The sequence below is a fragment of the Streptomyces sp. NPDC006552 genome (assembly GCF_040611655.1).
Taxonomy (GTDB): Bacteria; Actinomycetota; Actinomycetes; order Streptomycetales; family Streptomycetaceae; genus Streptomyces.
This window is the reverse complement of record NZ_JBEXOS010000019.1, coordinates 82167-106315: the sequence shown is the minus strand read 5'-3', so window position 1 is coordinate 106315 and position 24149 is coordinate 82167. Positions and strand designations below refer to the sequence as shown.

The following is a 24149-nucleotide window of genomic DNA, read 5'->3' as shown; positions in this document are numbered from 1 at the left end:
GCTCGCCCCCCTCGGTGCCGAGCTCGGCGCCGCCCCGGCCCCGCCCGCTCCCCCCCCGGCCCCCCGCCACCGTGAGGACGGTGGCGGGGCGCCGTGCGTGCCCGGGCCGGGGCGGGTTCAGGAGGCCACGCCGACGTGCGTCGAGCCGCTCCCGGTGCCCCCGCCGCCGCGGCGCGCGCCGCCCCGGCCGCGCTCGCGCACGGCCGGCACCAGCAGCGTCACCACGATCCCCACCACCGCCCAGGCCGACAGGACCAGCAGCGAGTGCGTGACGTCGTTGCCCTGGAAGTAGGCGATGGAGCGCGCCGCCCAGGTGCCCGCGCCGGGCGGCAGCCAGGGTCCGATCGCCCGCCAGAACGGCGGCAGCATGGGCAGCGGGAAGGCACCGCCCGCGCTCGGGTTGCCCGCGACGACGATCAGCAGCACGGCGAGGCCGATGCCGACGATGCCGGTCAGCTCCTCCAGGGCGAGCGTGATCGCGCCGACCGCGAAGGTGACCAGCGCGCCGAGCCCGGCCAGGCCCCAGAAGGAGCCGGGCAGCGCGCCGAGGATCGTGTCACCGATGATGAGCGAGCCGCCGATGCCGCCGACGACCGAGACGAGGGCCATCGCGCCGAGCCGGATCGCCGCGCGCTGCGGGCTCGTCGGCCGGGAACCCGCGCTGATCGACATGATCGAGGCGCACAGATAGCCGCCGACGCACCAGCCGACCACGAGGTAGAAGGCGGAGAGCCCGTCGAAGTCGTGCGCGGAGGCGGGCGCCACGTCGACCACCCGCACGGTCCGCCGCTCGGCGGCGTCGACCTTGGTGGCGAGGGTCTCGAGGCCACTGGCCAGGACCGTGCCGCCGCCGGACGCGACGAGCAGCGTGTCCTTGCTGCCCCGCGGGTCGACGACCAGGGCGCCGTCGATCTTCCGGTCCGTGATCTGCCGGCGCGCCGTCTTCTCGTCGGCGACCACCCGCGGGTCCAGCGGGGAGCCGGGCAGCCGCGCGAGGCGCTGCTCGGTCTGCTGGGCGGCCGCGGGCGCCGGGGCGACCACGCCGAACGGCACGTCCTTCGGCTTCGGATCGTGCAGCGCCCCCACGTAGGAGGCGATGAACAGCAGCTGGAGGGCGAGCACGCCGATGACGAGCAGGGCGGCCCGGGGGGTGACGGCGGATCTGAACTCGTCGGCGAACTTCATGCCCCTACGCTCCGGCGGGGCTCCCCGTCGTGCAGGCGGGGTGGGCCGAACGGGTGCCCGTATCGGCAGTCGCACACGCGTTCGAAAGTTGGTCTATGGTGGTGGTGGGGGAGGTGAGATCCGATTGGTTCGAGGGTGCTGGAGGTGCGCGTGGTGGACTTCACGCATCTGCACACCGTGTCCGGGTTCTCGGTGCGCTACGGCGCGTCCCATCCGGAGCGGCTCGCCGAGCGCGCCGCCGAGCGGGGCATGGCCGCCCTCGCCCTCACCGACCGCTCCACCGTCGCCGGGGCCGTCCGGTTCGCCAAGGCGTGCGCGCGGCACGGGGTGCGGCCGCTGTTCGGCACCGAGCTCGCGGTGGGCGCCCCCGAGCGCGACACCCGCCGCAGGGCCCCCGTGCGCGGCGGCGCCTTCGTCGACGAATCGACACCCCGGGCCACCTTCCTCGCCCGGGACGGAGCCCGCGGCTGGGCCGCGCTCTGCCGCCTGATCACCGCCGCGCACGCCGGTGACGACCCCAAGGACATCCGGCTGCCGTGGGCGGAGAACCACGGCGAGGGCCTCACCGTGCTGCTCGGCCCCGCCTCGGACGTGGGCCGCGCGCTCGCCGCCGGACGCCCCGACCGGGCGGCCGCGCTGCTCGCCCCCTGGCGCGAGGTCTACGGCGACGCCCTGCGCCTCGAAGCCGTCCACCACGGCAGGACCGGGACCGGGCCCGGCTCGCTGCGGCTGGCCGCCCGCACCGTCGGCTTCGCCGCCGAGCAGGGGATCCGGCCCGTCCTCAGCAACGACGTCCGCTACGCCGACCCGGGCGCGGGCCCCGTCGCCGACGTCCTGGACGCCGCGCGCCGCCTCGTCCCCGTCGACCCCGCCAAGGAACTCGACAGCGGGGAGCGGTGGCTGAAGGGGCCCGACGCCATGCTGCGCGAGGCCGAGCGGATCGTGGAGGCGGCCGGCTTCCGCCGGGGGACCGCCCACCTGCTCCTCGACCGGACCCGGTCCACGGCCGACGCCTGCCGCGTCGACCCCGAGGACGACCTCGGCATCGGCTCCGTCCGCTTCCCCGAACCGCACCTCGTGGGCGCGGGCCGGCGCACCGCGCAGCGGGTCCTCGCCTCGCGCGCGACGGCCGGCCTGGTCCGCCGCGGCCACGCCGGCGACCGGGTCTACGCGGAGCGGCTCCAGCGGGAGCTGGACATCATCGCCCACCACGACTTCGCCACCTACTTCCTGACGGTCGCTCAGGTCGTGGACGACGTACGGTCCATGGGTATCCGGGTCGCGGCCCGCGGCTCGGGGGCCGGGTCGCTGGTCAACTACCTGCTCGGCATCGCCAACGCCGACCCCGTCGAGCACGGCCTGCTGATGGAGCGCTTCCTGTCCGAGCGGCGGGCCGTCCTGCCCGACATCGACATCGACGTCGAGTCCGCGCGCCGCCTGGACGTCTACCGCGCGATCCTCGACCGGTTCGGCGCCGAGCGCGTCACCACCGTCGCGATGCCGGAGACGTACCGGGTGCGGCACGCGATCCGCGATGTCGGCGCGGCCCTGTCCATGGACCCCGCGGACATCGACCGGATCGCCAAGGCGTTCCCGCACGTCCGGGCCCGCGACGCCCGCACGGCCATGGCCGAACTGCCCGAACTGCGCCAGATCGCTGGGGAGTTCGGCTCCGACACCCGGCTGTGGGAGCTGGTCGAAGCACTCGACGCGCTGCCCCGGGGCGTCGCCATGCACCCGTGCGGGGTGCTGCTCTCGGACGCCTCTCTGCACGCCCGTACGCCGACCGTGCCGACGAGCGGCGAGGGCTTTCCCATGTCCCAGTTCGACAAGGAGGACGTGGAGGAGCTCGGGCTGCTCAAGCTGGACGTGCTCGGGGTACGGATGCAGTCGGCGATGGCGCACGCCGTGAGCGAGGTGGAGCGGGCGACCGGCACCGCCGTCGACCTGGACGCGGTGCCGCAGGGGGACCCGGCGACGTACCGGCTCATCCGGTCCACCGAGACGCTCGGCTGCTTCCAGATCGAATCGCCCGGCCAGCGCGACCTGGTGGGGCGGTTGCAGCCCGCCACCTTCGACGACCTGGTGGTGGACATCTCGCTGTTCCGCCCCGGCCCCGTCTCCGCCGACATGGTGCGGCCGTTCATCGAGGCGCGGCACGGCCGGGCCCCGGTCCGCTATCCGCACCCGGACCTGGCGGACGCGCTGCGGGAGACGTACGGCGTCGTCGTCTTCCACGAGCAGATCATCAAGATCGTCGACATCATGACGGGGTGCGGCCGCGACGAGGCCGACCGGGTGCGGCGCGGCCTGTCCGACGCCGAGTCGCAGGCGCGCATCCGGTTCTGGTTCGCCCAGCACGCGGCGGCGCGCGGGTACGACGCCGCCACCATCGCGCGGACCTGGGAGATCGTGGAGGCGTTCGGTTCGTACGGCTTCTGCAAGGCGCACGCCGTGGCCTTCGCCGTCCCCACCTACCAGTCGGCGTGGCTGAAGGCACACCACCCGGCGGCCTTCTACGCGGGGCTGCTCACGCACGATCCCGGGATGTACCCGAAGCGGCTGCTGCTCGCCGACGCGCGGCGGCGGGGGGTGCCGGTGCTCCCGCTGGACGTGAACCGGTCCGCGGTCGCTCATCGGATCGAACTGGTGTCCGGTCCGGACCGTCCCGAAGGCACCTGGGGCATCCGGCTCGCGCTCTGCGACGTCTACGGCATCAGCGAGGCGGAGGCCGAGCGGATCGCGGCCGGGCAGCCCTACGCCTCGCTGCTCGACTTCTGGCAGCGGGCCCGGCCCAGCCGGCCGCTCGCCACCCGGCTCGCCCAGGTCGGCGCGCTCGACGCGTTCGGCGCCAACCGCCGTGACCTGCAACTGCACCTGACGGAGTTGCAGCGCTCCGGGCGCGGCTCGCGCGGCGAGCAACTGCCGCTCACCGGTGGGCGGCGCACCGCCTCGGCCGGGCTGCCCGACCTCGGCGACGCGGAACGGATGAGCGCCGAGCTGGGGGTGCTCGGCATGGACGCGTCGCGGCATCTCATGGGCGACTACGAGCAGTTCCTGGACGAACTGGGCGTGGTGTCGGCGCGGCGGCTGCGGGAGGCCGAGCACGGGGCCACCGTGCTGGTGGCCGGGGCCAAGGCGGCCACCCAGACCCCGCCGATCCGGTCCGGGAAACGGGTCGTCTTCAGCACCCTCGACGACGGCACGGGCCTGGTCGACCTCGCGTTCTTCGACGACGCGCACGCCGCGTGCGCGCACACCGTCTTCCACTCCTGGCTGCTGCTCGTGCGCGGCACGGTCCAGCGGCGCGGACCGCGCAGTATGAGCGTGGTCGGTACGGCGGCCTGGAACCTGGCCGAGCTGACGGAGGTGTACCGGGAGCGGGGGCTCGACGAGGTGGCGCGGCGCATGGCCGCCCCGGCGCCCGGGACCGAAGGGGCGGACGGCGCCGGGGAGGCGGCCGGGACCGACCGCCGGATCCGGCTCTCCAACGGCTACGAGATGTACCCCTGGGCCGATCTCAAACCGGCCGGCGACGGCGGGCTGGGCCCCCGGCGCACGCTGTGGCACCGCAGTTCGGGGAGTGCGGGATGAGCGCGCGGGAGCGCGGCCGCACGGAGCCGGGCGGCGTGCTGTGCGTACGGTTCCTGCTGTCGCCCGCCCAGGAGACCGGGCTGCCCCGGCTGCTCGCACTCCTGGGTGAATTCAGCCCGGCCGTCGAGGCGCTGCCGCCCGACTCCGCGCTGGTCGATCTGCGCGGCGCCGTCCGGTACTTCGGGCGCGACGCGCGGCAGATCGCCTCCGTCGTCCGGGTCCGGGCCGTCGCCCTGTACGGCGTGGAGTGCGTCATCGGCGCCGGGCCCGGACCGCTGACCGCGCGGATGGCCGTGCGCGAGGCCACGGTCGGAGTGACCCATGTGGTGGACGACGCACGGGAGTTCCTCGCCGGTCAGCCCGTCGGCGCACTGCCCGGCGTCGGCACCGCCACCGCCCGGACCCTGCGCGAGTACGGGCTCGACACGGTCGGCCGGCTCGCCGCCGCACCGCTGTCCACGCTGCAGCGGCTCACCACGGCGCGCACCGGACGCGAGCTGCACGAAAAGGCGCGCGGCATCGACCGCGCCCGGGTCACCCCGAACGCCGCTGCCCGCTCCCTGGCCGCCGAACGCACCTTCGTACGCGACGAGTTGGACCCGTACCGGCACCGGCGCGCGCTGCTGGCCGCGGCCGACGAGGCGGGCGCCCGCCTGCGCGACGCGGGCCAGGTGTGCCGCTCGCTGACCCTGACGGTCCGCTACGCCGACCGGTCCTCGACCGTACGCAGCCGGGCGCTGCCCGAGCCGACCGCCCACTCCGTCGCCCTGGCCACCGCCGCGTACCGGATGTACGAGACGCTCGGCCTGCAACGGGCCCGGGTGCGGGGCGTGTCCCTGCGCGCGGAGGGGCTCGGCCCCGCCGGGACGGCGCCCCGGCAGCTGACCTTCGACCCGGTGGACGAACGGGCCCGGGTGCTGGAGGCGGTCTCCGACCGGGCCCGGGCGCGGTTCGGCCCGGGGGCGATCGTGCCGGCGTCCCTGGCGGCCTGACGCGCTCAACAAGCGCGGTGTATAAGGCTGCTGACATGCCATCAGGGAAGTATCGCGCAACCCGGCCGGGAAATTTTTACCGACGCGTAACTTCACGTCTCACCTACTCACGCGTAACTTGACGCGTGCACAGCAAACTCCTGCAACTCCCCTGAGCCGCAAGGAGCTTCATGATGCTGCCCACAGCCGCCCTCATCCGGAAGAGAGGGCGGCGGGCCGTGCGCGCCCTCGCCGTCGTCGCCGGTCTCCTCGCCGCGACGGTGACCCCCGCCGCCGTCGCCCACGCCGCACCCGCCGCCGTCCACAGCGGCTGGAACGACTACTCCTGCCAGCCGTCGGCCGCTCATCCGCGCCCCGTCGTCCTCGTCCACGGCACGTTCGGCAACTCCGTCGACAACTGGCTCGTCCTCGCGCCCTACCTGGTCAGGCGCGGCTACTGCGTCTTCTCCCTCGACTACGGACAGCTGCCCGGCGTGCCCCTCTTCAACGGGCTCGGGCCGATCGCGAAGTCCGCCGGACAGCTGGACACCTTCGTCGGCAAGGTCCGCGGGGCCACCGGCGCAGCCAAGGTGGACCTCGTCGGGCACTCCCAGGGCGGCATGATGCCGCGCTACTACCTGAAGTTCCTCGGCGGCGCCGCCGAGGTGAACGCGCTCGTCGGCATCGCCCCCGACAACCACGGCACCACCCTCAGCGGCCTGACCGGGCTGCTGCCCTACTTCCCCGGCATCGAACCGCTGCTGACACTCGCCACCCCCGCGCTCGCCGACCAGATCGCCGGATCGGACTTCGTCACGAAGCTCAACGCGGGCGGCGACACCGTGCCCGGCGTCCGTTACACCGTCATCGCGACCAAGTACGACGAGGTCGTCACCCCGTACCGCACCCAGTTCCTCGACGGGCCCGGCGTACGCAACGTCGTCGTACAGGACCTGTGCCCCGCCGACCTCTCCGAGCACGTGACCATCGGCACCGTCGACCTCGTCGCCTACCACGAGGTCGCCAACGCCCTGGACCCCGCACACGCCACCGCGACCGACTGCTTCAACTGACCTGTAGGAGGCGGCGGCCGGGGGTCGCCGCCCGAGGCCGGACAGGTCAGCGGCCGTGCCGGCCGCCCGTCACCGCGCGGCGGCGCACCGAGGCGAACAGGCCCGCGGCGCCGACGGCCAGGGCGGCCGCACCGCCCACCGCGATGTAGGGGGTGGTGGAGTCGCCGCCGGTCTCGGCCAGCTTCTCCGCACCGCCCTGCGCGGCCAGTTGCCCATCCGCGCCGCCGTCCGCGCCGGGGCCGTCCGCCGCGCCGCCGGCCTCCGGGGACGCCGACGCGGGGGCCTCGTGCGCGTCGTGCGTCGCGGCGGCGTCGCCGCTCATGTCCATGCCGCCGTGGTCGACCGTCGACTTGTCGGCGTCCCGCGCGATCTGCTCGTCCGTCGGCGCGGACGGGGCGGCCGCCGGGGCCGGGTCCGAGGCGGCGGCGGACCCGCCGTACGTCACGTCCGAGCAGGAGTAGAACGCCTCCGGGCTGTCCGAACGCTGCCAGATGCCGTAGACCAGCTGACGGCCCGTGCGCTCGGGCAGCGTGCCGGAGAAGGTGTAGAAGCCGCCCTCGGCCACCGGGTCCGTCTTCGTCGCGACCGGGTGCGCCAGGTCCAGGTCGGACCAGGCCAGCGGCTTCGAGGCGTCATAGCCCTGCTTCGTCAGATAGAGGTTGAACGTGCCCTTGTGCTGGGCGGTCACCTTGTACTTGAAGGTGTACGAGCCCGCCGTCACCCGCGTCGCGGGCCAGTCGGCGCGGGCCAGGTCCATGCCCTTGAACTCCTCGGCGCCGGCCGAGCAGAGCTTGCCGTCGGGGATGCGCTCTTGGGACTTGCCGCCGGCCGCGCCGTCCCGGATGCCGTTCCAGTCGTACAGGGCCTGCGGGCCGCCCGCGGCGACCGCCGCCTTGCACGCCGCCGACGTGGGGCTCTCCGCGCCCTCGGCGTAACAGGCCGCCACCCTGCTGGCCGGGTCGCCGAGCGTGCCGTGCGCTGCCGCGGGAGTGGCCGACAGGGTGATCAGGGCGAGCGGGGTCACGGCCGTGGCGGCCAGCGCGGCGACTTTGCGCGGAGTGGGCATGGGGGCTCCTGGGCGTTGGTGAACGGGGGTTGTGGCAGTGAAGTTAGCCCGGGGAGTGGTGCGGATCCGCCCTGTTCGGGGGGGTGAGTCGATCTTTATGGCGCGCTTAAGACGCGGCTCAGTCTGGGCTCAGGAAAGGACGCCACAGCACCCTGGAGGAGGCGGTCCGGTGGTGCCTGCCGCGTCGTCGTGGTCGCTCGCGCAGTTCCCCGCGCCCCTGAGCGGCGCTTCCCCTCTAGGCCGTCCAGTGGTACCGGCGTTCCGGGCGGCCCGTGCCGCCGTAGCGGAGGGTCACCCGGGCGCGGCCGGTGTCCGCGAAGAACTCCAGGTAGCGGCGGGCGCTCACCCGGGACAGGGAGCCCGCCTCCTGGGCGCACTCCGTGGCCGACAGGCCCTGCGGATGGGCGCGCAGCGTGCGCTCCACCAGGTCCGCGGTGTGCGCGGCCAGGCCCTTCGGCAGCTCCCGGGAGCCCGGCGGGCGCGCGCCGAAGATCTGGTCGACGTCCTCCTGCCGCGCCTCGTCGAGCGTGTCGAGCCGCGCCCGCACCGCCGCCACATGCCGCAACTGCTCCTGCAGCGCCGCCTGGTTGAACGGTTTGATCAGGTAGTGCAGCGCCCCGGCCCGCAGCGCCGCCCGCACGATCCGCGCGTCCCGCGCCGCGGTGATGAACAGCGCGTCCACCGGGGCGCGGGCAGGATCGCGCTCCTCCGCCGCCCGCAGCTCCCGCAGCACGTCGATGCCGTCCATGTCCGGCAAGTACACGTCCAGGAGCACCAGATCGGGCCGGACCGCCTCCGCGGCGCGCAGCGCCTGCGCGCCCGTGTGCGCCACCGCGGCCACCACGAAACCGTCCAGCGCGGACACGTACCGGCTGTGCAGCTTGGCGACCATGAAGTCGTCGTCCACGACCAGCACCTTCGTCACTGGCGCAGGGTAGGTGCGCGACCACAAGGACCACAACGTTCCTTAAGCGCGGAAGGCAGACAAGCCGTTCACCCATGGGCAACATGTGGGCCACCTCACACCCCCGTTCCCTCTCCCCAGCCGACAGGTGGTGGCACCCGTGCGCCTGCGCACCCCCCTCGCCCTGCTCGGGGCCGCGGCTCTCGTCCTGGTGGGGCCGCCCCTGCTCACCACGGGCAGCGGCGCCGACACCGGCACCCGGATCCCCGGCCTGCGCCTCATGGTCCCCAACACGCCCGGCGGCGGCTACGACATCACGGCGCGCACCGTCGCCAAGAACGCCGAGGACGCCGGACTGACCCACAACATCGAGGTGTTCAACCTGCCCGGCGCCGGCGGCACCGTCGGCCTCACCCGCCTCGCCGGCGAGCACGGCAACGGCAAGCTCGCCATGTCCATGGGCCTCGGCGTCGTCGGGGCGGCCCGCTCGAACCACTCCCCGAAGACCCTCGGCGACACCACCCCCATCGCCCGCCTCACCGAGGAGCCGGACGTCGTCGTGGTCGCCAAGGACTCCCCGTACCGGTCCATCGGGCAGCTCGTCGACGCCTGGAAGAAGAGCCCGGGCGGACTGCCCGTCGGCGGCGGCTCGTCGCCCGGCGGCCCCGACCACCTGGCGCCCATGCTCATGGCGCGGGCCGCCGGCATCCCGCCCCGGAAGGTCAACTACATCCCCTTCGACGGCGGCGGCGAACTCCTCGCCTCCATCCTCGGCAGCAAGGTCGCCTTCGGCGTCTCCGGCGTCGGCGAGTACCTCGACCAGATCAAGAGCGGCGAACTGCGCCTCCTCGCCGTCACCGGACCCGAACGGGTCCCCGGGCTCGACGGGCCCACGCTCAAGGAGTCCGGCTACGAGGTCGACTTCACCAACTGGCGCGGCATCGTCGCCCCGCCCGGCCTCTCCGCCGCCCAACGCGCCAAACTCACCGCGCTCATCCGTGAGTTGCACGCCTCCGACGCCTGGAAGCAGTCCCTGAGGAAGAACGGCTGGGACGACGCGTTCCTCGTCGGCGACGACTTCGGGACCTTCCTGGCCGCCCAGGACAAGAACGTGGTGTCCGTACTGAAGGAGCTGGGCCTGTGAGCACCACCGACACCCAGGAGCCGCCCGGGACCCGGCGGACCTGGCTGCGCGACCACTCCGAACTCGGCGTCTGCGTCCTGCTGCTCGCCCTCGGCGCCCTCGTCCTCACCGACGCGCTCGCCATGGACGTCGACCTGACCCAGCGCGGACCCGTCGGCCCCCGGACCGTCCCGCTCGTCGTCGGCACCGCCCTGCTGGTGGTCGCCGTCCTGCTCGCCGTCGACGTGCTGCGCGGCGGCCGGGGCGAGGCCGAGGGCGGCGAGGACATCGACCTGTCCGAACCCGCCGACTGGCGCACCGTCCTCCTCCTCGCCGGGGTCTTCCTCGCCACCGCCGTCCTCATCGAACCGGTCGGCTTCCCCGTCGCCGGCGCCCTGCTCTTCTGGGGCGCCGCGTACGCCCTCGGCAGCCGCCACCTCCAGCGGGACCCGCTGATCGCCGCCGGACTCTCCCTGCTCACGTACGCCGTCTTCGACCACCTGCTCGGAGTTCCCCTGCCGGGCGGCCCCCTGATGGGAGCGCTGTGACGCCATGAACGCACTCACCTCCCTGATGGACGGCTTCGGCACCGCCCTCACCCCCGTCAACCTCCTGTGGGCCGCCCTCGGCGTGCTCCTCGGCACCGCCATCGGCGTCCTGCCCGGCATCGGGCCCGCCATGGCGGTCGCCCTGCTGCTCCCGGTGACGTACGGACTCGAACCCACCGGCGCGTTCATCATGTTCGCGGGCATCTACTACGGCGCCATGTTCGGCGGCTCCACGACGTCCATCCTGCTCAACACACCGGGGGAGAGCGCCGCCGTCGTCGCCGCGATGGAAGGCAACCCGATGGCCAAGGCGGGCCGCGGCGCGCAGGCCCTCGCGGCCGCCGCCGTCGGCCACTTCGCCGGCGGCATGATCGGCACGATCCTGCTCGTCGCCCTCGCCCCCAAAGTCGCCTCGCTCGCCGTCGACATCGGCGCGCCCGACTACTTCGCCATCATGGTCCTCGCGTTCATCGCCGTGACGTCCGTCCTCGGCTCCTCGCGCATCCGCGGCCTCGCCTCCCTGCTCATCGGACTCACCCTCGGCCTCGTCGGCCTGGACCAGATGACCGGCCAGCAACGGCTCACCTTCGGCTCGTTGCAGCTCGCCGACGGCATCGACGTGGTCATCGTCGCGGTCGGCCTCTTCGCCATCGGCGAGGCCCTGTGGGTCGCCGCGCACCTGCGCCGCGGCGGCGGCGAGGCCATCCCCGTCGGCCGCCCCTGGCTCGGCCGCGCCGACCTGCGGCGCACCTGGAAGTCCTGGCTGCGCGGCCCGCTCATCGGCTTCCCGTTCGGCGCGATCCCGGCCGGCGGCGCCGAGATCCCCACCTTCCTCTCCTACGTCACCGAGAAACGGCTGTCCAAGCACAAGGACGAATGGGGCAAAGGCGCCATCGAGGGCGTCGCCGGTCCCGAGTCCGCGGCCTCCGCGTCGGCGGCGGGCACCCTCGTCTCCATGCTCACCCTCGGCCTGCCCACCACCGCGGTCGCCGCGGTCATGCTCGCCGCGTTCCAGCAGTACGGCATCCAGCCCGGCCCGCTCCTGTTCGCCCGCGAACCCGAGCTGGTCTGGGGCCTCATCGCGTCCCTTTTCGTCGGCATGGTCCTGCTCCTCGCCCTGAACCTGCCGCTGGCCCCGGTCTGGGCGAAGCTGCTGCGCATCCCGCGCCCGTACCTGTACGCCGGGATCCTCTTCTTCGCCGCGGTCGGCGCCTACGCGGTCGGCGGGGACTCCCTCGACCTGGTCATCCTGCTGGTCATCGGCCTCATCGGCTTCGGCATGCGCCGCTACGGACTGCCCGTCCTGCCCGCCGTCATCGGCGTCATCCTGGGCCCCAACGCCGAACAACAGCTGCGGCGCGCGCTCCAGATCAGCGACGGCAGCGCCGGCGGCCTCGTCAACACCCCGTTCTCGGTGACCGTCTACGCGCTCGTGCTGCTCATCGTGGCATGGCCGCTGGTCAGGAAGGCGCTGGTGCGCGGCAGGGGGAGTGGCGTAGACAGGGCGGCATGAACAGCGTGCCCCTCCCGGTCCGACCCGCCACCGCCGCCGACGTGCCGGCCGTCGCGGCCGTCACCGACGCGGCGTACCGCCCCTACATCGCCCGGATCGGCCTCGTGCCGCAGCCCATGGAGGCCGACCACGCGGCGGACGTGGCGGCGGGCCGCGTGTACGTCACGGGCGACCCGGACGTACACGGCCTGGTCGTCGTCGAGCCGCGCCCCGGCCACCTCTTCCTCGGCAGCATCGCGGTCCACCCCGCCGCCCATGGGCAGGGGGTGGGCCGCGCTCTGCTCACCTTCGTCGACGAACACGCCCGCCGGCTCGGCCTGCCCGAAGTCCGGCTCTACACCCACGCGCTGATGGTGGAGAACCGGAAGATCTATCCCCGGTACGGGTACGAGGTCGTGGAGCGCCGCGTCGACGGGCCCTACGACCGCATCCACTACCGCAAGCGTCTCAGCCCCCTCTGACCCGGCCCGGCTACTCGTCCGGCCACCACGTCTTGCGGATGTCCTTGCGCACCTCCGCGCGCTCGCGTGCCGTCTCCGCAGCCTCGTCCCGCAGCCGGCGCGTGAGGGTGCTCGCTCCGGTGGGCTTGTGCATGGTCACTCGGCGCATGGTGCCTCCTGTAGCTCCACGGGTGCCAACCCGCTGCCGTTGTAGACCTGTTCCCGCCCGCGTCGACATCGAAGCGCAATTGTCAGTGGCGGTTGTCATGATGTGGCGATGGAGCACAGCGCGGGGAGCGAGCAATGGGACGCGGCGGCGGGCGCGTTCGACGAGGAACCCGACCACGGCCTGCGGAATCCCGCGGTACGCGGCGCCTGGGCGCAGCGGCTCGGGGCCTGGCTGCCGGCGCACCCGGGCGACCTGCTGGACCTCGGCTGCGGCACCGGCTCCCTGTCCCTCCTCGCGGCCGAGCGCCACCACCGGGTGACGGGGGTCGACTTCGCCCCGGCCATGCTGGAGCGCGCCCGGGAGAAACTCGCGGGCCACGACGCCGCGTTCCTCCTCGGGGACGCCGCGGCACCTCCCGTCCCGGCGGCCTCGTACGACGTCGTGCTCGTCCGGCACGTGCTCTGGGCCCTGCCCGATCCCGCGGCCGCGCTGCGGACCTGGGCGGGCCTGCTGCGGCCGGGCGGACGCCTGGTGCTGGTCGAAGGGGTGTGGGGAGAGGTGAGCCCCGCCGGGATCCCCGCGCGGCGCCTTGTCGCCCTGGCGGGGGAGGTCTTCGCGGACGTACGGCACGAGGAGCTGTCGGGCGACGCGCGCCTGTGGGGACGGCCGGTGCGCGACGAGCGGTACGCGGTGGTGGCGGCGGGGCGCTGAGCGGCGCCCGGGGCTGCTCACTCCAGCAGGGCCGGGAGTCCGCCGGCCCGGGCGCACCGCTCCAGGTCGTCCAGGGCGCGGACCGCCGCCTCGGCCGCCGCGGGATCGCGGTCGGCCAGGCCGCTGGCGGCGAACTCGTCCTCGTCCAGGCGCAGCACCTGCGTCCCGTCGGCGGAGACCCACAGGTCGAGATCGAGGTCCTCGCTGACGACCTGGCCGTCGTCCGCGCGCCGGGCGGGCCGGGTGATGTCGCAGTACCAGCCCTTCAGCCGCCCGTCGCCCGCCCGGACCTCCTTGACCGCGTACCAGCGGTCGCGCCAATAGTGCTCCGTGAACACGTCGCCCGGCTCGAAGCGCACGAAGCCGAAGTCGCGCACGCCCGCGCCCGCCCACTCGGCGCGCACGGCGATGTGCGTGCCGTCGTCGGACAGCAGCCGCGCCGGGTAACCGATCTTCGTACGGCCCGCCTTGACGAGCCTGACCTGAACGCCGGCAAGGGGTGCGGGGGTGGGCATGGCGGACCTCCGTCGCTTCGGACTGGTGGGCGGACCGTCCGGCGCCCCGGCGCGTACCGGCCAGGTGCCGGACGCAGGCGATCACGGTCGTGTGCCGCACGCTACGTGCCCGCGCGGGCGGAAGCCTCCGATTTATCCGGGGGCCGGCCGGCCCGGGGCCGGAGGCTGCGGCCGGTGCGGTGCTGCGGGACAATCGGGCGCGTGACCTTGAAGATCCGTATGGACGACAGTGCCGCCCCCTACGAGCAGGTGCGGGCGCAGATCTCCGAGCAGGCCAGGGCCGGGACGCTGCCCGTCGGCCACAAACTGCCCACCGTGCGCGGCCTCGCCGAGGAGCTGGGGCTCGCCGCCAACACCGTCGCCAAGGCGTACCGGGCGCTGGAGGCGGACGGGGTGATCGAGACGCGCGGGCGCAACGGCACGTTCGTCGCCGCCGCCGGGGACGCCGCCGCCCGGGAGGCCGCGCTCGCGGCGCAGGGCTTCGCCGAGCGCGTCCGGCGGCTCGGGCTCTCCGAGGACGCGGCCCTGGCGGCGGCCCGGGACGCGCTCCGCGCGGCGTACGCGTAGCGGCGGCGGCCGCCAGACCGGGCCCTACAGGTAGAGCCCGGCCTCCGCCCCGCCCCGCTGGTCCGGGACCGAGGTCGGCGCGATGCCCCGGCGCAGTGCGTACAGCTCGGCCAGCGTCGCGCCGTCCCGGCCGAGACCCTCCTCCGTGCCGAGCCAGCCGGTCGCCTCGCGGCGGGTCAGCGGGCCCACCTCGATGCGGGCCAGGCAGCGGCCGGGCCGGACCACCGCGGGGTGCAGGCGCTCCAGGTCCTCGTTCGTGGTGACGCCCACCAGGACGTTGCGGCCCTGGCCGAGCAGGCCGTCCGTCAGGTTCAGCAGCCGGGAGAGCGCCTGGCCCGCGGTGTGCTTGGCCTCGCCGCGGATCAGCTCGTCGCAGTCCTCCAGGAGCAGCAGCCGCCAGCGGCCCTTCGCCGTGCCGTCGTCCTCGCCGATCGCGATGTCCATCAGATAGCCGACGTCGGAGAAGAGCCGCTCGGGGTCGAGCACGCAGTCGACCTGGCACCAGTCCCGCCAGGAACGGGCCAGCGTGCGCAGCGCCGACGTCTTGCCCGTCCCCGGCGGGCCGTGCAGCAACAGCAGCCGGCCCGCGACGGACTCGGGGCGCGTCTTCATCAGCTCGTCCAGGGCCGCGGCGACCGGCTCCGTGTAGTTGGACCTGACCTCCTCCCACGTGCCCGCCGAGATCTGCCGCGTCGTGCGGTGCGGGCCGCGCCGCGGCGACACGTACCAGAACCCCATCGTCACGTCCTCCGGCTGCGGCTCCGGCTCGTCGGCGGCGCCTTCGGTCGCCTGGCCGAGCACTTGCTCCGCCAGCTCGGACGTGGTCGCCGTCACCGTCACGTCCGCGCCGCGGTTCCACCGCGAGACCAGCACGGTCCAGCCGTCGCCGCCGGCGAGCGTCGCGCTGCGGTCGTCGTCGCGCGCGGAGCGCAGCACCCGGGCGTCCGGCGGCAGCAGCGTGGCGCCGGCGCGGACCCGTTCGATGTTCTTCGCGCGCGAGTGCGGCTGCTCGCCCGTGGCGAAGCGGCCCAGGAACAGCGCGTCGACGACGTCGGAGGGGGAGTCGCTGTCGTCGACGCCCAGCCGGACGGGGAGCGCGTCGAAGGGGTTCGCAGACATGCCGTCATGATCCGGCACAATCGTGCGGCCCGCACGGAGATTTCCCGAGTGCGTCCGTCAGGGACCGCCCCGGGGCACCCCGGCCGAGCCGCAACACGGCGCCGTTTGCCGAACTTCCGTGTGCGCGAAGCGAGTCGGATCGCCTCCCGGCCCTCCTGCGGCCGCGGTGCGCCCGGATCTCCTGGGTGGACGTCGGCGTCTACGGGCGTAGCGTCCGCAAGTTGAGGGTATGTCATAGCCCTGACATGTACCTGCAATTGAACGCCGGACGAATCCTCGTCCGGAGTACTTCCCGGTAACTCTGTGGCGTGCTACCACAGATGCGGCAGAGATCCTGCTAAGGGAGGTTCCATGAGACGTTTCCGACTTGCGGCATACGTGACCTCGTTCCTCTTCGCCACCGCGGCCGCCCTCACGGGGGCGGGCGCGGCCCAGGCGGCCGGGAGCGCCGCCCCCACCGGCTATGTGGCCCTCGGTGACTCGTACTCCTCCGGAGTCGGCGCCGGCAGCTACGACAGCGCCAGCGGCGACTGCAAGCGCTCCACCAAGGCGTACCCGGCGCTGTGGGCCGCCGCCCACTCACCCTCCAGCTTCAACTTCACCGCGTGCTCGGGTGCCCGTACGGGTGATGTCCTCTCCGGTCAGCTCGGCCCGCTCGGCTCGGGGACCGGCCTGGTCTCCATCAGCATCGGCGGCAACGACGCCGGCTTCGCCGACGTCATGACGACCTGCGTCCTGCAGTCCGAATCCACCTGCATCAACCGGGTCAACCAGGCCCGCGCGTACGTCACCTCGACCCTGCCCGCCAACCTCGACAAGGTGTACACGGCGATCAGCACCAAGGCCCCGGCCGCCCATGTGGTGGTGATCGGCTACCCCCGCTTCTACAAGATCGGCGGCTCCTGCCTCGCGGGCCTGTCCGAGAACGAGCGGTCGGCGATCAACTCGGCCGCCGACCTGATCAACGCCACCACCGCCAAGCGCGCCGCCGACCACGGCTTCACCTTCGGCGACGTGACCTCGACCTTCACCGGCCACGAGATCTGCTCCGGCAGCGCCTGGCTGCACAGCGTGAACTGGACCAACATCGGCGAGTCCTACCACCCCACCGCCGCCGGCCAGTCGGGCGGCTACCTGCCCGTGTTCACGTCCGCGGCCTGACCGCCCCCGGGCACCGTTCAGTACGTGGGTGAACCGGTGGTGGCCCCGCTCGTCGGGGTCACCACCTCACAAGTGAGCGCATAAGCCACATAGTTGGACGTCACCGCGACCGGGCTGCGCACCTCGACGCGGATCCGGTTGTGCAGCGTCGCGCCCTGTTCGTACGCCGTCTGCACGGTGTCGACCGTACGGCTGCGCGACGAGCCCGCGGCGAAGTGCAGGGTCTTCCAGCCCGGATCGGACGGCTGCCCGCTCTCGGTGACCCAGCGGTACGCGACCTCGGCCGGGGCCCGGCCCACGGTGACCGTCGCCGCGAAGGCCGGGGCCCGGTCCGCGGGCGGTGGACACCCGCCGCTGTAACTGCCGCGCACGGCGCGCACGCTGACCCGCACCGACTGGACCGGCGTGGTGGTGTGCCCGCCGCCGCCCGAACTCCCCTTCCCGGAAGCCTTGCCGTCACCCGTTTCCGTGTCGCTCGTGCTGCCGGGACCTGCGCCGGGACCCGGGCCGTCGCTCGCGGTGGTCTCGCCCGGGCTCGCGCCGCCGCCCCGGGAGCCGGTGTCGCCGCTCGCCCCCGCCGTGCCGCCGCCCCCGCCGCCGTCCTGGCTGAGCAGCGCGTAGGTGAGACCGCCGACGGCGAGCAGCAGCACGACGATCGCGGCCACCAGCACCAGGGGCGTGCGGCGCGCGGACCGGCGGCCCGCGCCGTCGGAGGTGTCCGTCGCCGGACCGGTCCGGTCCGGGACCGGGTGCGCGAGCGGCGTGGGCGGCGTGTCCGGCAGCCGCAGCGAGGTCTGCGTCGGCAGGGTCGAGACCGGCGACGCCGCCGCGGCGCGGCCGGGCGGGGTGCCGCCCGCGCCGATGAGCCGCAGATCGCGTTCGGTGTCCGCCGCGCCGGCCCGCGCCGCCGGGTCCTTGCGCAGCAGCCCCTCGATGACGGGGGTGAGCGGACCGGCCCGGCGCGGCGGCGGCAGCTCCTCGTCGACGACGGCCCGCAGCGTGCTCAGCGGGGTGTCCTGGCGGAACGGCGAGTGCCCCTCGACGGCCGCGTACAGCAGCACTCCGAGGGACCACAGGTCGGACTGGGGGCCCGGCGCGCGACCCAACGCCCGCTCGGGTGCGAGGAATTCGGGCGAGCCGATGATCTCGCCGGTCATCGTCAGGGCCTGGGTGCCCTCGACCGTGGCGATGCCGAAGTCGGTGAGCACGACCCGGCCGTCGTTCGACAGCAGCACGTTGCCCGGCTTCACGTCACGGTGCAGCACCCCGGCGTCGTGCGCGGCCCGCAGCGCGGCCAGCACCTCGGCGCCGACGTGCGCGGCGCGCCGCGGGACCATGGGGCCCTCGGCGTCGAGCTGGTCGGCGAGGGTGAGCCCGCGCACCAGCTCCATGACGATCCACGGCCGGCCGTCGTCGGTGGCGACGTCGTAGAGCGTCACCACGTTGCGGTGCGCGATACGGGCCGCGGCCCAGGCCTCCCGCTCCAGGCGCGCGTACAGCCGCTCGACATCGGCCGCCGGCAGCCCGGCCGGTGCCCGCACCTCCTTGACGGCGACCTCACGGCCGAGCACCTCGTCGCGCGCCCGCCAGACCGTGCCCATCCCGCCGGCGCCGAGTGGTTCGGTCAGCCGGTACCGTCCCGCGACCACACGCTCACTCACGGGTGCCCCCATTCGCGGCAAGACGAGTCCGCACGACAAGTCTGAACAAAAGTAGCTCAACGGAGCGCGGTTGCGGCCCCCTTGGGAATCGGTCGCGGGCGGATCCACCGCACGTGAGATGGGCCACGTCCGCGCCGCGCCGGCCCTTGACGCGGCGCGCGCCCGGGTGCCGCCTCGCCCGATACCGCCCGTTCCCGGCCGTGCCGCCCGGTCGGGGACCCTCGACACGCCGTCAGCGGCCCCCGGCTTGACGGCGGGCATCCGTTCACTCGCTGTGACGAACCTGTCCGGCGGCGGCGCGCAGAGCCCGAAAAGTGCCCAGCTTGTCCAACTCGCCCTGGAATCAGTCGTATTCGGAGAGTAATCAGTAGAAGGGCGTCAACCACCCGCCGGATGTGGTGAATCGTGCGACCGGGATACACGAGTGTCCCGATGGGGCGATAGGGTTAACCTGCCCGGGCCGGGTGCCCTCGTATGGGTGGGGAGTGACATGGAACAGATAACAGTGCGCAGCAGGCCTCGTGTGCCTGCGATCACGTGCGGGAGCAGCGCGACCAGTTCGCGTCTCGACCGCCATCTCTCGGTGCTCGGCGGTCCTGCCGTCCCGCAGCGCGAGGTGGCGGAGGCGACGACGCTGATGCGTGAGCTGACCGCACGTGACACGGCGCACAAGCGTGGCGGGAGCGCCGCGCGGATGCGGCGGGTCTCGCTCTTCGCGCCACTGCGGCGACTGCGCCGCACGTTGTTCGGCGGCCGCTGACAGGCCGCCCGTCCAGCGGGTACGGGGCCCGCATCCGAACTCCACGCCGTCCGGCGTTACCGCCGCGCATCTTCGCGACCGTCATCCCCACGGCACCGCGGCGGGCGCCCCGGCAGCGGAGTCCGGGTGCGGGCCCTCGTGCTGTCCGGCCTGGTCCGGGCCGGACCTGATCAGTGGCCGGCCCGCGCGCAGCGGCGGACCGCGAGCGGCACGGACAGCAGGAGCAGGGCCGCGCACCACGCCAGCGCCCCGGCCACCGGGTGCGCCACCGGCCAGGACGCGCCGTGCGGCACCGGCGCGCTGCCGGTCAGCTCGCGAACGGCCGTGCACACGGCGCTGATCGGATTCCACTCGGCGAGCGTGCGCACCCAGCCGGGCATCCCCGCGGTCGGGAGGTAGGCGTTCGACAGCAGCGGCAGCATGAACGTCGCGCTGCCCAGCTGCCCCGCAGCCTCCTCGCTGCGCGAGACGACGCCGAGCAGGATGCCGAGCCACGTGGCGGCGAACCGGAAGAGCAGCAGCAGCCCGAACGCGGCCAGGGCGCCCGGCGCCCCGCCCTCGATCCGCCACCCCATCGCGAGCCCCACCGCGACCAGCGGGACCAGGCCGGCCGTGGCCGTCACCAGATCGGCGGCGGACTGCCCGAGCGGCACGGCGGCCCGGCTCATCGGCAGCGTGCGGAACCGGTCCATCACGCCGCGGTGCGTGTCCTGGGCCGCCGTGAACATCCCGGTCATGATCCCGTTGGCCGCCGTCGCCACCAGCATGCCGGGGACGAGGTAGGCCCGGTAGTCGCTGCCCGGCATCGCCAGGGCGCCGCCGAAGACGTACCCGAAGAAGAGCAGGAAGACGACCGGCATCGTCTGCGTCATGACCGGGATCGCCGGAGCGTGCCGGATGCGCTGGAGGTGGCGGCCCACCAGGGCCGTGCCGTCGTACAGAAGTGCGGTGCTCATACGGCGCTCTCCCGGGTCTCGTGGTGGGTGCGGGTCAGTCGCAGGAACACTTCGTCCAGCGTTGGCGGGCGCAGGGTGACGTCCGTCAACGGGACGCCGGACGCGTCGAGTTCGCGCACGACGCGGGGGAGTGTGAGGGCCGGGTCGAGGACGACCGCGCCGGCCGTGCGCCGCTCGGGATCGAGCCGGGGCCGCGCCCCGGTGAGCTGGTCGAGGACGACGGCGGCGGCGTGCAGCGCCTGCTCGCCCGCGTCGTCCGGCACGACGACCTCCGCGTAGTGCCCGATCTGCGCCTTGAGCGCGGCCGGGGTGCCCGAGTGGGCGGCGCGGCCCGCGTCGATCAGCACGACCTCGTCGGCGAGCTGATCGGCCTCCTCCAGGTACTGCGTGGTCAGCAGCACGGTGGTGCCCGCGCGGGCCAGTTCGCGGACCGCGCCCCAGATCCCGTTCCTGCTGTGCGGGTCGAGGCCGGTGGTCGGCTCGTCGAGGAAGAGCACGGCGGGCCGGGTGAGCAGGCTCGCCGCGAGATCGAGGCGGCGGCGCATGCCGCCGGAGCAGGTGCGGGCCGGCCGGTCCGCGACCTCGGTGAGCGCGAACCGCTCGATCAGCTCGTCGGCCCGGGACCGCGGGGCGCGCAGCAGCCGGGCGAACAGCCGCAGGTTCTCCCGGCCGGTCAGGTCCCCGTCCACCGACGCGTACTGCCCGGTGACGCCGATGCTGCGGCGCACGGCGTCGGGGGCGGCCGCGATGTCGTGCCCCGCGACCCGGGCGGTGCCGGCGTCCGGGCGCAGCAGCGTCGTCAGCAGCCGCACCGCCGTCGTCTTCCCGGCCCCGTTCGGCCCGAGCAGACCGCAGACCGTGCCCGCCCGCACCGCCAGATCGAGGCCCCGCAGGGCGTGCACGGCTTTAACGCCCGTGCCGAAGCGCTTCTCCAGACCTTCACTAAGTACAGCGTACGTAGAAGTCATGGCGTCACCATAGCGCACTACGTACGCCGTACGTAACTACGATGGAGGGCGAGGTGATGATCCATGGCGGTCCGACCGTCCGAACCCGAAGTGATCTGGGCGCGCCCCGAGCGCGCCGGCCGCGGCCCCCGGCCCGCGCACAGCCGGGCCGACATCGCGGCCGCGGCCGTCCGGGTGGCCGACGCGGAGGGGATCGACGCGGTGTCCATGCGGAAGATCGCCGCGGAGCTGGACATGGGCACGATGTCGCTCTACAACTACGTGCCGCGCAAGGAGGACCTGTACGAGCTGATGGTCGACGCCGTCAGCGGTGAGTACGCCTACCCCGAGCCGACCGGTGACTGGCGCGCGGACGTCCTGGCCCTGGCCCGCCAGACCCGGGCGCTCATGCACCGCCACCCCTGGCTGCCGCGGCTGATGTCCCCGGTCTACGGCTTCAGCCCGAACGCGCTCACGTACCTGGAGTACTGCCTGCGCTGCCTGGACCCGCTGGAGCGGCCCTACGGCACGAAGATGGAGCTCATCGCCGCCGTGACGAGTGTCGTGACGACGTACGTCGCCAACGAGATCGCCACCGAGGAGCGGACGCGGTCACTGCCGTGGAGCGCCGAGCAGGAACAGGCGGTGCGGATCGGGTATTTGGGCGGGCAGGTGGCGTCGGGGCGGTATCCGCGGCTCGCGGCGGCGTTCACCGAGGACTCCGGGCCGATCGACCTGGAGGCGGTGTTCGAGCGGGCGCTGCGGCGGGTGGTGGAAGGGTTTGTGGCGGCGGGGTGAGGCGGGCCGGGGTGGGCTGCTGCTCGCCGTGGTGGCGTACTTGGTGGGTGGCCGCGGGCCGGTGGGGCTTCTCGCGCAGTTCCCCGCGCCCCTGAAAGGCGCACTTCGTGCGCCCTCCTGGGCGGCGGCGAAGCCGCATGGTCCAGGGGCGCGGGGAACTGCGCGACCGGCCCCCACTCGCCCGCGGTGTCACAAGAACGCGAACTGGCCGCCCGGGCCTTCCTCGGGCTGGTCGAGGACCGTGGCCGGGCGGCGGGCGCCGGCCGGGACCGGGAGCACCCCGGCGCGGCGCAGCTGGTGCGGGCCGATGAGCGTGCCGACCCCCGTCCGCAACTCCCGCTGGAGCGGGGCGAGATCGGCCAGGAGTGTCAGCACGGTCACGAGTTCGAGCAGCTCGGACGTCCACGGCTGCGGCCACGTCGCCGGGCGCACCGCCGCCAGCGTGCCCGGCTCGGCCGGCGTGGTGCGGCGGGCGAACCACCGCTCCAGGACCCGGACCCCGCTGACGTGGAAGTCCCAGGCCGCCGCCGGGACCGGCGCGATGCGTCCCTCGCCGACGAGCAGGGCCTCCTCCTCGCGGTCGTAGAGCAGCTCGGTGGGGCGGGCCGGCAGCGCCGCGCGCACGTAGGGGCGGCGGCCGCCGGGCAGTCTGGGCCGCTCGGCGCCGGAGCCGCGCCGGTGCAACCACAGCACGCGGCGGCCGAGTTCGACCCCGCGGGACCACACCTCCGGGTCCGCCGGGAGCGGCACCCGGCACTCCTTGGCGTCCCTGTCGCCCGCCGCCAGCACCCAGGCGGCCAGTTCCCCGGCGGTCACCGCACGGCCGTACACCTCCGCGAGGTGGGCGAGCAGGCCGGGGGTGACGTTGGGCTCCGTGCCGCCGGGGCGCCGGTAGAGCGGGCGGATCCGGCCCGGCCGCCCGGCGGGGGAGCGGCCCTCGGGCAGCACGGCGCAGGCCAGCACCGCGGGGCCGCCCGCGTCGGGGACGTACCCCTGCTCGACGAGGAAGAGCTGCCGGTCGTCGGCGACCCGCCACAGCTCGGGCCGGGCCACGTCGATCAGCCGCTGGTCGGGGATGAGCCACTGTTCGTCGAAGGGTCCGTGCAGCACCCGCACCGGCTCCGGGCACGGACCGGCGGCCCGTGCCAGCGGATCCGTCCCCGCGCGCTGCCCCGGCAGTTGGGCGGCGGCCATGTGCAGGGTCCGGGCGCGCGACGGTTCGAGCAGCGCCTCGCGCCGGTCCTGCGGCGCGGTGACCAACGCCTTCCAGCGGGCCTTCAGCGACGCGGCGTCCGGCGCGAGGGGCCAGCCCCGGCCCAGCCGCAGCGGCGCCACGGACCACGGCATGAGGTCCGCGAGCGGCACGGTGTCGGTCAGCGGCCCGTCGTTCGTCACGCCCGGCATGGTACGTCGCCTCCAGGGCGGGTCAGTCGGCGTCCAGCGTCACCGTGAACGAGAAGCGGTCCCCGCGGTAGTGGATGACCGCGACGTCCAGTACCTGCCCCTCCTCGTCGTACGTGATGCCCGTGTAGTGCAGGATCGGGCTGAGCAGCGGGACCCTCAGCAGCCGGGCCGTCTCCGGGTCGGCGAGGCGGGCCGCCACCGAGTCGGTGATCCGGCTGATCCGCACGCCGACCCCGTCCCGCAGCACCTTCGTCATCGGCCAGCGCGCCAGGTCCGCCACGTCGAGCCGCGCGCCGAGCTCCGGCCGCACGTAGTTGCGGGCGTGGTTGGTCGGCTCGCCCGTCTCCTCGTCGCAGCGCAGCCGGTGGTAGGTGGCGACGGAGCCGACGCCCGGGAACAGGTCGGCGTAGGCCACCGGGACCGGCGCCGTGCCGTGCGCGAGCAGCTCGGTCGTCATCCCGGACTGCTGGGCCACGATCGCGTCGACGGAGCCGAGCAGCCGCACCGGCGCGCCCTGCCGGGCCGCCGGCTCGATGAACGTGCCGCGGCGCCGGTGCCGCGAGATGAGTCCCTCGTCCTCCAGCTCCTTCAGGGCCTGGCGCATGGTCAGGACGGAGACCCCGTAGTGCCCCGCGAGCTGCTCCTCGGTGGGCAGCCGCAGCGGGTCCTGCGGGGAGCGGCCGAGTATGGAGGCGCGCAAGGACTGCGACACCTGATACCAGAGCGGCAGCTTGCGGTTCAGGACGATCGAGTCCGGGGCGAATGACGTCACGGGGTTATCCGTATCTGGCGGGGGCGTTCAGTGCAATGTGCGGGGCGGGTGCGCCGGTTCGTGTGCCGGGTTTCTGTGGCGCGGGCGGCTGCCGGCCGGTGGGGCTTCTCGCGCAGTTCCCCGCGCCCTGGAGCATGCGGCTCCGCCGCAGCCCCGTCTCAGGGGCGCGGGGAACTGCGCGACCGGCCACGA

At 74.1% G+C, this 24149-nt stretch carries 23 protein-coding genes; 12 read left to right on the top strand and 11 right to left on the bottom strand.

All coding sequences use genetic code 11. From position 1 onward, the window contains the following. Positions 1–117 precede the first annotated feature (117 nt). Positions 118–1185 (bottom strand): DUF3533 domain-containing protein, encoded by a 1068-nt coding sequence (locus ABZY33_RS14610; protein WP_356491901.1) that lies wholly within the window; start codon positions 1183–1185, stop codon positions 118–120. A 150-nt stretch (positions 1186–1335) separates the two neighbouring features. Between ABZY33_RS14610 and ABZY33_RS14605 the strand changes: the two genes are divergently transcribed. From ABZY33_RS14605 to ABZY33_RS14595, 3 genes are all read left to right on the top strand, one after another. Then, positions 1336–4779: a DNA polymerase III subunit alpha gene (locus ABZY33_RS14605; protein ID WP_356491900.1), complete on the top strand. Its 3444-nt coding sequence runs from the start codon at positions 1336–1338 to the stop codon at positions 4777–4779. Next, positions 4776–5771: a hypothetical protein gene (locus ABZY33_RS14600; RefSeq protein WP_356491899.1), complete on the top strand. Its 996-nt coding sequence runs from the start codon at positions 4776–4778 to the stop codon at positions 5769–5771. Before ABZY33_RS14605 ends, ABZY33_RS14600 begins: the two co-directional genes overlap by 4 nt. 173 nt (positions 5772–5944) lie before the next feature. After that, complete coding sequence (locus tag ABZY33_RS14595) at positions 5945–6823, top strand: alpha/beta fold hydrolase (RefSeq protein ID WP_356491908.1); 879 nt, start codon at positions 5945–5947, stop codon at positions 6821–6823. 46 nt (positions 6824–6869) lie between these two features. Here ABZY33_RS14595 and ABZY33_RS14590 read toward each other — a convergent pair whose 3' ends face one another. Both ABZY33_RS14590 and ABZY33_RS14585 read right to left on the bottom strand, forming a co-directional pair. After that, entirely contained in the window at positions 6870–7889 is a 1020-nt protein-coding gene (locus ABZY33_RS14590; protein WP_356491898.1) for a lytic polysaccharide monooxygenase, read from the bottom strand. A 235-nt stretch (positions 7890–8124) separates the two neighbouring features. Continuing rightward, complete coding sequence (locus ABZY33_RS14585; protein WP_356491897.1) at positions 8125–8814, bottom strand: response regulator; 690 nt, start codon at positions 8812–8814, stop codon at positions 8125–8127. A gap of 139 nt (positions 8815–8953) precedes the next feature. Here ABZY33_RS14585 and ABZY33_RS14580 point away from each other — a divergent pair, with 139 nt between their 5' ends. The 4 genes from ABZY33_RS14580 to ABZY33_RS14565 are packed head-to-tail and all read left to right on the top strand — an operon-like array spanning position 8954 to position 12438. Then, complete coding sequence (locus ABZY33_RS14580) at positions 8954–9937, top strand: tripartite tricarboxylate transporter substrate binding protein (RefSeq protein WP_356491896.1); 984 nt, start codon at positions 8954–8956, stop codon at positions 9935–9937. Continuing rightward, a complete protein-coding gene (locus ABZY33_RS14575) occupies positions 9934–10464 on the top strand; it encodes a tripartite tricarboxylate transporter TctB family protein (protein WP_356491895.1) in 531 nt (176 codons plus the stop codon). The genes ABZY33_RS14580 and ABZY33_RS14575 overlap by 4 nt, the downstream gene beginning before the upstream one ends. 4 nt (positions 10465–10468) lie before the next feature. Beyond that, positions 10469–11977 carry a tripartite tricarboxylate transporter permease gene (locus ABZY33_RS14570; RefSeq protein WP_356491894.1) on the top strand — a complete coding sequence of 503 codons (1509 nt, stop codon included), beginning with the start codon at positions 10469–10471 and terminating at the stop codon, positions 11975–11977. Next, positions 11974–12438, top strand: a complete 465-nt coding sequence (locus ABZY33_RS14565) for a GNAT family N-acetyltransferase (RefSeq protein ID WP_356491893.1) — start codon at positions 11974–11976, stop codon at positions 12436–12438. The genes ABZY33_RS14570 and ABZY33_RS14565 overlap by 4 nt, the downstream gene beginning before the upstream one ends. A gap of 10 nt (positions 12439–12448) precedes the next feature. On the opposite strand, the gene ABZY33_RS14560 is transcribed toward ABZY33_RS14565, so the two are convergent. Further along, a complete protein-coding gene (locus ABZY33_RS14560; RefSeq protein WP_356491892.1) occupies positions 12449–12586 on the bottom strand; it encodes a hypothetical protein in 138 nt (45 codons plus the stop codon). A gap of 108 nt (positions 12587–12694) precedes the next feature. On the opposite strand from ABZY33_RS14560, the gene ABZY33_RS14555 reads away from it, so the two are divergent. Further along, positions 12695–13297 (top strand): class I SAM-dependent methyltransferase, encoded by a 603-nt coding sequence (locus ABZY33_RS14555; RefSeq protein ID WP_356491891.1) that lies wholly within the window; start codon positions 12695–12697, stop codon positions 13295–13297. 17 nt (positions 13298–13314) lie between these two features. On the opposite strand, the gene ABZY33_RS14550 is transcribed toward ABZY33_RS14555, so the two are convergent. Then, entirely contained in the window at positions 13315–13812 is a 498-nt protein-coding gene (locus ABZY33_RS14550) for a DUF402 domain-containing protein (protein WP_356491890.1), read from the bottom strand. 201 nt (positions 13813–14013) lie between these two features. On the opposite strand from ABZY33_RS14550, the gene ABZY33_RS14545 reads away from it, so the two are divergent. Continuing rightward, positions 14014–14379: a GntR family transcriptional regulator gene (locus ABZY33_RS14545; protein WP_356491889.1), complete on the top strand. Its 366-nt coding sequence runs from the start codon at positions 14014–14016 to the stop codon at positions 14377–14379. A 24-nt stretch (positions 14380–14403) separates the two neighbouring features. Here the strand turns inward: ABZY33_RS14545 and ABZY33_RS14540 are convergent, their stop codons facing one another. Next, positions 14404–15498 carry a DUF5925 domain-containing protein gene (locus tag ABZY33_RS14540; protein WP_356491888.1) on the bottom strand — a complete coding sequence of 365 codons (1095 nt, stop codon included), beginning with the start codon at positions 15496–15498 and terminating at the stop codon, positions 14404–14406. Positions 15499–15849: 351 nt separating this feature from the next. Between ABZY33_RS14540 and ABZY33_RS14535 the strand changes: the two genes are divergently transcribed. Further along, on the top strand, positions 15850–16659 hold the full coding sequence (locus tag ABZY33_RS14535; RefSeq protein WP_356491887.1) for an SGNH/GDSL hydrolase family protein: 810 nt from the start codon (positions 15850–15852) through the stop codon (positions 16657–16659). Between the two features lie 17 nt (positions 16660–16676). On the opposite strand, the gene ABZY33_RS14530 is transcribed toward ABZY33_RS14535, so the two are convergent. After that, positions 16677–18332: a protein kinase gene (locus tag ABZY33_RS14530; RefSeq protein ID WP_356491886.1), complete on the bottom strand. Its 1656-nt coding sequence runs from the start codon at positions 18330–18332 to the stop codon at positions 16677–16679. Between the two features lie 478 nt (positions 18333–18810). Between ABZY33_RS14530 and ABZY33_RS14525 the strand changes: the two genes are divergently transcribed. Beyond that, positions 18811–19080: a hypothetical protein gene (locus ABZY33_RS14525; RefSeq protein WP_356491885.1), complete on the top strand. Its 270-nt coding sequence runs from the start codon at positions 18811–18813 to the stop codon at positions 19078–19080. Between the two features lie 170 nt (positions 19081–19250). On the opposite strand, the gene ABZY33_RS14520 is transcribed toward ABZY33_RS14525, so the two are convergent. Both ABZY33_RS14520 and ABZY33_RS14515 read right to left on the bottom strand, forming a co-directional pair. Next, positions 19251–20036: an ABC transporter permease gene (locus tag ABZY33_RS14520; protein ID WP_356491884.1), complete on the bottom strand. Its 786-nt coding sequence runs from the start codon at positions 20034–20036 to the stop codon at positions 19251–19253. Next, the gene (locus tag ABZY33_RS14515) at positions 20033–21004 is read right to left on the bottom strand and encodes an ATP-binding cassette domain-containing protein (protein ID WP_356491883.1); all 972 of its coding nucleotides are present in this window, start codon (positions 21002–21004) and stop codon (positions 20033–20035) included. Before ABZY33_RS14515 ends, ABZY33_RS14520 begins: the two co-directional genes overlap by 4 nt. A 63-nt stretch (positions 21005–21067) precedes the next feature. Between ABZY33_RS14515 and ABZY33_RS14510 the strand changes: the two genes are divergently transcribed. Beyond that, a complete protein-coding gene (locus ABZY33_RS14510; protein ID WP_356491882.1) occupies positions 21068–21781 on the top strand; it encodes a TetR/AcrR family transcriptional regulator in 714 nt (237 codons plus the stop codon). A gap of 189 nt (positions 21782–21970) precedes the next feature. Here the strand turns inward: ABZY33_RS14510 and ABZY33_RS14505 are convergent, their stop codons facing one another. Both ABZY33_RS14505 and ABZY33_RS14500 read right to left on the bottom strand, forming a co-directional pair. Continuing rightward, positions 21971–23185 carry a type ISP restriction/modification enzyme gene (locus ABZY33_RS14505; protein ID WP_356491881.1) on the bottom strand — a complete coding sequence of 405 codons (1215 nt, stop codon included), beginning with the start codon at positions 23183–23185 and terminating at the stop codon, positions 21971–21973. 22 nt (positions 23186–23207) lie between these two features. Continuing rightward, entirely contained in the window at positions 23208–23957 is a 750-nt protein-coding gene (locus ABZY33_RS14500) for a GntR family transcriptional regulator (RefSeq protein ID WP_356491880.1), read from the bottom strand. Positions 23958–24149 lie beyond the last annotated feature (192 nt).

Bases quoted from the DNA above. Each gene is read 5' to 3' on its own strand.
- ABZY33_RS14600 (WP_356491899.1), top strand. From the start codon at position 4,776: ATGAGCGCGCGGGAGCGCGGCCGCACGGAGCCGGGCGGCGTGCTGTGC.
- ABZY33_RS14525 (WP_356491885.1), top strand. From the start codon at position 18,811: ATGGAACAGATAACAGTGCGCAGCAGGCCTCGTGTGCCTGCGATCACG.
- ABZY33_RS14590 (WP_356491898.1), bottom strand. From the start codon at position 7,889: ATGCCCACTCCGCGCAAAGTCGCCGCGCTGGCCGCCACGGCCGTGACC.
- ABZY33_RS14570 (WP_356491894.1), top strand. From the start codon at position 10,469: ATGAACGCACTCACCTCCCTGATGGACGGCTTCGGCACCGCCCTCACC.
- ABZY33_RS14610 (WP_356491901.1), bottom strand. From the start codon at position 1,185: ATGAAGTTCGCCGACGAGTTCAGATCCGCCGTCACCCCCCGGGCCGCC.
- ABZY33_RS14530 (WP_356491886.1), bottom strand. From the start codon at position 18,332: ATGGGGGCACCCGTGAGTGAGCGTGTGGTCGCGGGACGGTACCGGCTG.
- ABZY33_RS14505 (WP_356491881.1), bottom strand. From the start codon at position 23,185: ATGCCGGGCGTGACGAACGACGGGCCGCTGACCGACACCGTGCCGCTC.
- ABZY33_RS14555 (WP_356491891.1), top strand. From the start codon at position 12,695: ATGGAGCACAGCGCGGGGAGCGAGCAATGGGACGCGGCGGCGGGCGCG.
- ABZY33_RS14520 (WP_356491884.1), bottom strand. From the start codon at position 20,036: ATGAGCACCGCACTTCTGTACGACGGCACGGCCCTGGTGGGCCGCCAC.
- ABZY33_RS14550 (WP_356491890.1), bottom strand. From the start codon at position 13,812: ATGCCCACCCCCGCACCCCTTGCCGGCGTTCAGGTCAGGCTCGTCAAG.
- ABZY33_RS14535 (WP_356491887.1), top strand. From the start codon at position 15,850: ATGAGACGTTTCCGACTTGCGGCATACGTGACCTCGTTCCTCTTCGCC.
- ABZY33_RS14540 (WP_356491888.1), bottom strand. From the start codon at position 15,498: ATGTCTGCGAACCCCTTCGACGCGCTCCCCGTCCGGCTGGGCGTCGAC.
- ABZY33_RS14560 (WP_356491892.1), bottom strand. From the start codon at position 12,586: ATGCGCCGAGTGACCATGCACAAGCCCACCGGAGCGAGCACCCTCACG.
- ABZY33_RS14510 (WP_356491882.1), top strand. From the start codon at position 21,068: ATGGCGGTCCGACCGTCCGAACCCGAAGTGATCTGGGCGCGCCCCGAG.
- ABZY33_RS14515 (WP_356491883.1), bottom strand. From the start codon at position 21,004: ATGACTTCTACGTACGCTGTACTTAGTGAAGGTCTGGAGAAGCGCTTC.
- ABZY33_RS14595 (WP_356491908.1), top strand. From the start codon at position 5,945: ATGCTGCCCACAGCCGCCCTCATCCGGAAGAGAGGGCGGCGGGCCGTG.
- ABZY33_RS14565 (WP_356491893.1), top strand. From the start codon at position 11,974: ATGAACAGCGTGCCCCTCCCGGTCCGACCCGCCACCGCCGCCGACGTG.